This is a genomic window from Oleiphilus sp. HI0066, assembly GCF_001635725.1.
This window is the reverse complement of sequence record NZ_LWFH01001112.1, coordinates 1-7,853: the sequence shown is the minus strand read 5'-3', so window position 1 is coordinate 7,853 and position 7,853 is coordinate 1. Positions and strand designations below refer to the sequence as shown.

The 7,853-nt window shown below is 44.4% G+C and carries 7 protein-coding genes; all 7 read right to left on the bottom strand.

Annotated elements, in window-relative coordinates; genetic code table 11:
* Window positions 1-1,445: 1,445 nt before the first annotated feature.
* Window positions 1,446-2,636, bottom strand: coding sequence for a lipopolysaccharide assembly protein LapB (locus tag A3738_RS14620; protein WP_197472528.1), 1,191 nt, complete (start codon window positions 2,634-2,636; stop codon window positions 1,446-1,448).
* A 94-nt stretch (window positions 2,637-2,730) separates the two neighbouring features.
* Window positions 2,731-3,378 carry an energy transducer TonB gene (locus A3738_RS14615; protein WP_068475568.1) on the bottom strand — a complete coding sequence of 216 codons (648 nt, stop codon included), beginning with the start codon at window positions 3,376-3,378 and terminating at the stop codon, window positions 2,731-2,733.
* Window position 3,379: 1 nt separating this feature from the next.
* Window positions 3,380-3,796 (bottom strand): ExbD/TolR family protein, encoded by a 417-nt coding sequence (locus A3738_RS14610; protein WP_369819766.1) that lies wholly within the window; start codon window positions 3,794-3,796, stop codon window positions 3,380-3,382.
* A 22-nt stretch (window positions 3,797-3,818) separates the two neighbouring features.
* The gene (locus A3738_RS14605) at window positions 3,819-4,355 is read right to left on the bottom strand and encodes a MotA/TolQ/ExbB proton channel family protein (RefSeq protein WP_197473866.1); all 537 of its coding nucleotides are present in this window, start codon (window positions 4,353-4,355) and stop codon (window positions 3,819-3,821) included.
* An 18-nt stretch (window positions 4,356-4,373) separates the two neighbouring features.
* Window positions 4,374-5,828: a MotA/TolQ/ExbB proton channel family protein gene (locus A3738_RS14600; protein WP_082869112.1), complete on the bottom strand. Its 1,455-nt coding sequence runs from the start codon at window positions 5,826-5,828 to the stop codon at window positions 4,374-4,376.
* Complete coding sequence (locus A3738_RS14595) at window positions 5,828-6,694, bottom strand: DUF3450 domain-containing protein (RefSeq protein ID WP_068475562.1); 867 nt, start codon at window positions 6,692-6,694, stop codon at window positions 5,828-5,830. Before A3738_RS14595 ends, A3738_RS14600 begins: the two co-directional genes overlap by 1 nt.
* A 2-nt stretch (window positions 6,695-6,696) precedes the next feature.
* A complete protein-coding gene (locus tag A3738_RS14590) occupies window positions 6,697-7,659 on the bottom strand; it encodes a DUF1513 domain-containing protein (RefSeq protein ID WP_255375044.1) in 963 nt (320 codons plus the stop codon).
* Between the last annotated feature and the right edge of the window lie 194 nt (window positions 7,660-7,853).

The window sequence follows — 7,853 nt, the reverse complement described above, 5'->3', positions numbered from 1 at the left end:
TGTGCAATTCCAAAACATCCATATAAAACTGAGTTTTTATAATTACATGCGCTAGATACTTACAGAAGATAAATTAGCTCATCAAATTCCATTTCTTGAAGCTAGTCACACTTCCACCAAGATAAACCCGAGATAAAAACTCCCTGAAATTGATAACACATCATATAAATCGAGCACATCTCATCAAATATTTATGACAGAGCAATCAACACAGATCACTACAAAACTTTGACATCACAAAAAATAAAACGACTGCGGCACACAACTAAAGAGCGCCTATCAGCCATATGGGAAAATTCGGTGACTTTTATAAAGCCTTATGCAGTCTAATGCAGGATAAGGGAGATATGGCCTTACCCCAGTTCTTTGTAAATCAATCACTTACAAACAACGCAACCTCTCATAATAATGGGGTCCCAGGTTCGAATCCCGGTGTAGCCACCAATTATTCCAAAGGCCTAGTTCACTGAACTAGGCCTTTTTTATTTCCCGTGCGGGAGTTTTGCGGGATCCTCGAATCCGAATTACCGTCAGCGACGGTGTCGAATGTATTGGTTCAAAAGCCATCTTCTCCACTGCATCCATGAGCTCCTGAATTTCAGGCACTGAGTAGTGCGTAGTGATATTGCCTCCGAGTTTAAAATGGCAATCCTCTCGCTCGCATTCTTCGTTATGTCGCCTGGAAGAATAAACACCGAGGTTTGCAACTCTGGTATTTCAAATTCCCAATCCCAGTTTAGCTGACAGACCTCTTGCTCCCTGCAGCCGACATTAACTTTCCACAAACACATCTCACGAAGGTGTTCAAGCAGCCCATCAAAAAGCAGATTCTGCTCCTCCCAAGTTATTGGGTTTGGCTGCCTGCCATCCCTCCAACCTTGAAAGATAAGTATGGGAGGTGACCCCAACCACGTTAAGCCCGCCACTTCCTGGCGGCAAGATTGGGTATCTGCTTAAAGAAAAACTTCGGCTCACAGTTGAAGATTTAACATCTTGCTTTCGCCGAGCTTCGACGAAATATCTCAGATCTGACGCTGTTCAATGCCACCAATAAAAGGATTCAGCACTCTCAAATTCTGTACATCACACGCAATTCTTTATTATGCGCATGCTCATTCAGATAGTGCGCTGCGGCTTGCCCGAACTGGTTCGCGCACCGCAACCAAATAAATCGATGCTCAGGTAACGAGAAAGTAGTAAATAGAACACAACTTGAATATTCGGGCTAACATAGAAAAGTCGAAGTGCTCAACGAACGGAAAAAAAAGCTCTGATAAATTTATTCAGCTTTAGACATTTCGGCCAATTTCGTTTCGAGATATTCCATTACCCAAGGTGTGAAAGCAGGCCAGCCTGTTCTTATGGCTTGATTTACTCGGTATATTTAAGTCGTAACGTCTGCAACAGCTATGCCTGTGCGTCAATTAGATCAATGATCTGATACGCTATAAGCTGTTTAGATAGCGATACCAGCGATTCACTAATACTTTGGCCTGTTCGTCTAGCGACACATCATCTTTTAATCTTCTGTATACCGCTAACGCCTGTTCATTTCGACCTAGTTTAAATAAAACATGCCCCAAAGATAAATTGAGGTAACGCTGCTGATCCTTGCTTGATCTCTTCAAACCGATTTGCAATGCTCTAGCTGCATTCTCATAGTCTTCCATTTCAATATATGCATGGCTTAGCGCTTGAGCTGAGTTCGGCGTTGTTGCGGTCAATATCGCTTTCTCTAAATAAGGGATTGCCCTGTCTACTTGTTTCGCATCGAGGTGTGCTTGTGCGAGCAAGCTATAGTTCTCGGCCGTATACCAAAGTATGAAGTCTTTAAAACCTGCTTCAAGAACTTCCGCTGCTTTATGCGGATACCCTCTAGTGATAAGGCGATACGCCAAATCACTCAACTCTTGAGTCTCATTCAACAACTGGTTTTTGTAAGCATATTCGAGAGTTCCCAAAGCATTGTCTTCTTGTTCAAGTTCGTCGTATAGCCCTGTTAATTGTAATACGTATTTTTTCTTACCAGGATAAAGCGTGACCATTCTTTTTAGTAATTGAATACCTTTCCCATAATCTTTTTGAATCACATAGCTCGCTAGTAGCAACTGCAAATGATATTCGACAGGCGTTTCACTCTGAGCCACTGCCCGCTCAAAGCTTTTGACCGCTTCCTGATACTCTTTAGCCTGTATATAGGCATTACCTAAACGAATAAACACAGCAGCATTCAATTCATCCTTCTTTGCATGCTCCAACCAAGATTGTAGATAACGAATAGACAGAATTAATTGATCTTCAGAAAGATAAAGTTGAGACAAGTCATAACGCAACTTTTGCTGATTTTCATGAACCAGAGCGCTCATGTTATGAGCTAATTCCAGTAGCTCAATTGCCTTAGTATTTTCATTGCGGCTGACATAAATATAACCCGCCGTTTTCAAGACGACGGCCGTTTCATAGGCGTTCTTCTGTACGCGAATGATCAATCGATTAAGTTTCTCAAACGCGCCATCAATATCGCCTTCATCAATACTACCTTGCACATCAACTAGTAAATTGTAGGTGCCTTTTGACACAAGGGATTTTTTACTAGCAGAGCCTTCACTTCCGCCCGCAGCAACACTTGGAGGCATTTGAAAATCGGTCGCAAAACTTACATGCGACAACCCAGTCGAGATAAAGAACGTGAGCACCAGAGATAAACTGCGATGCCGTAAAATGGATCGGTTAGAGCTGAAATACATACTTACGCTCAACAACACGCGTAGCTTGCGCTTGACCATTGACCAAACGAGGCAGGTATTCCCATCGAGCTACCTCCTTCAACACGACACGATCAAAAATTCTTGGAGGGGAAGATTCAACGATTTCAACGTCAGTCACCTTGCCTTCTGCAGTTACTATATAATTAAATACCACCCATCCTTCTATTCGCCTTCGTTGAGCTTTAGGAGGATAAGTAAGTGTGCTTTCTCTCACTGCAACCAATTCTCGGCTATTTCCTAGACTTGTCGTTGCTTCATTGTTAATGCCTTCAAATGAAAGCTCTGCCAACGAAATAGGCGCCTCGATGGCAACTTCATCAGCGAACAATGGCATCTCAATCGATAGCTTTTGATTTGCAATATCAGGAAGCATTAGAGCGGGAGGTGCGATTTGCGGCTGCTCAGGAATCTCGTCTGCCAACTCTCGCCTTTCTTCCTCAGGGGGTTCTGAATCTGAATTGGTTTTAGCCCTCAAAAAATCTACAACTAGTAAGGTTTTGGAAGATGTAGGCTGGTGTATCGAAGGTTCAATCAATTTTGCCATCAACCAGAACAAGCATAGGCATACAGCCATGCCTAACGGCAAAAGCACAGCAATACGAGCAAGCATATTATTGGCTGCCTTTGGCGGCAGCGATCGCTATATTCTCGACGCCAGCCAGCTTAATCTGATCCATCACTTTAACAAGCAGCCCAGTCTGAGAGAATTCATCTGCTTGAATCACTACACCGCTTTCTGGGCTTTCAAATAATAAGCGCTCAACATTTCGACGCACCGCTCTCGGATCGACTTGGCGACGATTTATCCAAATCCGATTATCCTGTGTAATCGCCACCATGATTGAATTATTGTTCTGGATTTTGGTGGACTCAGCTTCTGGTCGATTTACTTCAACCCCCGCTTCTTTCACAAATGAAGTCGTAACGATAAAGAAGATTAACATGATAAATACGATATCCAACATGGGGGTCATATCGATTGCGTTTTCGTCTTCATTGTCACTGGAATTCAAATAAGGAAGCTTAATATTCATGCTCGTTTTAACTCTGTTAACTAACGCTTAATTGCGCCGTAAGTGCTTCTTGCCTTGATCTAGCGAGTCGATCAATCCTAGCTATTAATAGCAAACCAACAATTGCAACTGTCATTCCTGCCATCGTTGGAATCGTTGCCTTCGAAATACCTGCCGCCATAGAGCGAGCATTCCCTGTACCACTGTATGCCATTACGTCAAATACACTGATCATCCCCGTTACAGTGCCAAGCAAGCCCAACAGCGGACATATCATCACCAGCCCGCGCAAAATCCAGAGATGGAGCCTTAATTGATGTTTAAATCTAGCAAGCATCGCCTGCCTAACGCGATGCGCGATCAAGCTACCTTTGTCTTGTCGCGCTTGCCAGCGCGAGGTGATTTGGTCCCGCTCACTCTTATAAGATAGGGTTAGAAACCATAACCTTTCGGCAGCTAAGACGATCATAATCATTGCCACAATCGAAATCAGCCAAAGAACTGGCCCACCCTGTTCGAATAGACTAGAAATGGGCTGTATAAATGGCCACCGCAAGGCTTGCATAAAGAGCATTGTGAAATCCATGGATGACTACTTGCCGTCTTCGATTCGACTAACTTGGAGAGAAGTACCCTCTAAAGTCTGAGCAACCAGCGACAAACTTTCTTGACTCAAGATCAACAGTAAACCTTTGACACGGCTCACGACCAAGCTATGACCAAACAACAAGGGAATGGCCACAATTAGTCCAAGAACCGTCGTAACCAACGCTTGAGAAATCCCGCCCGCCATTAGTTTTGGATCTCCCGTTCCGAACAAGGTAATGGCCTGAAAAGTCGCAATCATTCCTGTTACAGTTCCCAATAGACCCAGCAAAGGTGCAACGGTCGCTAGCAACTTAATAAAGCCTGTTCCTCGATCGAGCGATGGCGCTTCGCGCAACACCGCTTCATTTAACTTCACTTCCAGACCTTCGTACTTATCATGCAGTTGTTCCGCACCAAGATTTTCCGTCGCCAAGAGATGCTCATTTCCGACCGCTAATACCCGGCCTAGAGGGTTTTCTTTGCAAATAGCTTCCGGATTGCACAGTTGCTGCCAAACCTTTGCATGCTCCTTCGAGAGATAGAACAAACGCCATGCGGTAAAAGCCAAGCCGGTAAGGCCAAGCAAAATAATGACGCCACCCACATAACCCCCTTGACGAACGCGATCTGCTAGCGAAGCTTTCTTCTCGATCTGCGCCAGCAGCTGGCCACGAGTTGGATCAATAATCACGTTGAACAGACCAGCCGAAGATGTTCCAACTGGCGCCTTCTCCTCTTCCACCGATGCAAGAACTTGCAGACGTTGTTGCTTCGCTACATAGCTAAGGAACTGTGTATCTGTGCGCGCAGTAAATGGCCCCATACGCAAAACGGAAGTCGTAATTTTCTCTCCATTTTGCTGATACACATCTGCCGGATAGTTCGTGACTTCACCTGATGCTTGAATATCCTTCAGCAACACGAACCACAAGGCTTTCAAATCTTTGATTTCAGGTAAAGACTTACTTTGGAGTAAAGACGGTAAAGTCTGCCTCAAATCTGGATATTGGGTAGAGTTAAGAGACGCATTGATGTCTTGTTGCGTATCACTGGCAACCTGCCTTGCCACAGAAAACAAATCTTTTAAGTGATGAGCACGTTCTTCTAGTTGCTCGCTTAATGCCTCAAGATTTTGCGCCTCTGCCATTACCGTTTTCTGCAGCGCATCGTATTGAATTCTGGCCTGCTGCTCTTGTTTACGCATATCGGCAAGCTTAGTAGCTTGTTCATTCTTTTCGGCTAAAAACGCCTTTTCTCGCTCACGATGAATAGCCGCTTCATTAGTCTTATCTAGGTTCAATTGAGTCAGCAAGATATCTAAGCTAGTTTCATTATCAGTTTGAGCGTTGGCACTGATACACACCAGCATGGCGAGAAACACACAGCTGCGCTTGAGCAACTTATCCTGTACCAACTTCCTCAGAAGACGGGTGTTGATTTTCAAATTAATCAAACGCATTATTTCGCACTTCCCTCTGTCGCCTTAACTTCATGCCCTTGCTGTTCGATCACTTGCTTATGAGGCAAAACAGGTAAATTTAAAAGCGTTGGTGAAACTTGTTCATTCGCCATTGAGATACCATCACTAATTGAATCTGAATAGCCGTCCAAAGATTGCCATTTTGATTTTTCTCGATCCCATAGACCTTGTCGCAAACCATCTGAGGTCTGGTAGTAAAGCCCAATTCGGCCAAGCCTAAGTATTTGAACAAGTGTCTCTCGACCATCCAAAGATAATTCCTGAGCATAAGTCTCGAGCGTATAACCAAAGTCTCGTTCAATTTCATAGGCATCGAGCACCTGACGATATTTGTTGGGCAAAGACAAATCTGGCGCGCTGATCATTTTGCGCAGCGCTTTAATCCTCGCGCGACGTTCTACGAGTAAAAAAGGTAAGTCCTTTTCAATACTCGCTTCTAACGCATCAATCATGTTTAACAACAAAGGAACCAAAGCTGTTTCAGTTTCAGATAAAGTTAGCATCTGCTTGCGTAAAGACGCTTTTTGTTCGCTTTGGCGCGATTGCATCACCTCAAGATGGGCGATGTTCTTCTGGTAGCGCGCTAGCTGTTCGTAGGATTCACGATATGCATCGAGCAACTCTTCAGTTTGTTCAGCAAGCACATCGATTTTTTCCTGCGATATTTTTCCAGAAATATTCGCGGCCTTTACAACTTGTATATTCGCATCAAATTTGCGGACAAGGTTCGAGTCGCTAATTGTGTTTTGCCCACGACTCGGCGACGCACTTACCAACAATGAGATCGCAAACAAAGGCAAGAGCAATGAACTCAGCCTCGTGCTTAGGTTTAGATTAATCAGCATGTTTACACCGTTATTTGGCTGAAGTGATTTCCCCAATGGGCGTTTGGCCATTCAGGAATTGAGACTGAGCTGAGTGCCAAAGCATGAGCGTCAATGTGATACAAAGAACCAGTACCAGAGGTAACAAAAAAGTACCTGCCATCCCGGCTTAAAGCGACACCACTCGCGTCAAAAATTTCTATTGAACTAATAAACTTACGATCTCGAGAATCCCAAAATGTGATGAGATTGCCTCGGGGACAAGTTATAGCAGTGACACCCGTTTCAGGATGAATACAAATGCTTGCAGTGTATTGATTCATTTTCCAATGGGTCTGATCGTCATCCGACTTAACCAACTGAATCTCTCGCTGCCCTTTTTGAAAGCCAACCACCGGCGGGAATTCTCGCTTACCTTTGTACTGAAGTGCCAACCCCACCGTGTCATCACTACCGACTGCCACATGCCGAATACTTAGACGCCGATCGGGCAAATCAAAGTGATCGAGTTGCTCCCCAGAGCTACTGTCTAGATAACTCAACTTAGGGTGCATCTTCGCAAGATTGAGCGACTTCCGGCCACTTTCTGGATGCGTTTGTATACCTCCATTTGCAATCACTAGCGTCCGCTTATCACTGAGCAAGTGAATCTCGTGTGGCCCCTGTCCACCGCTGTCATATTCTTCCATTTGTTGCGCACTCTCTATGTCATAAACGGCAATAACGCCACGCTGTTCTTCGAAAGCATTCTGCGTCGCAAAGAAATAACGCCCATCGTCAGATATACAGCCGTGGCCATTAAAGTGTCGCCCCTCTCGAGGGAAGAAATGCGAAATAGATTCACCATTTTGAGCATTAAACGCTCGTGCCGGTGCTTCGGGATCTCTGGAAATCCCAACCATTGTATTGCTTGCTGAGTGGGTTGTTATGCTATGGCACGCAGAGGGTGTTGAAGTCCGAAAATATTCATTGCCCCCCAAGTTCATCGCACTAACGAAGTGTTGATTCTTGTGTTTGTGGGCAGTCAAAAAGAGTTCACTACTTCCCCCCCTCTTTGATGAACCCAAACCTACATATGCTAAAGAAACTGCAGTAAGCCCCAAACCACCAGCAAACAGAAAGCGTCGTCGACTTGGACTAAATGTTGATTTCATAAAGTGAAAATACTAGATAATTAAAA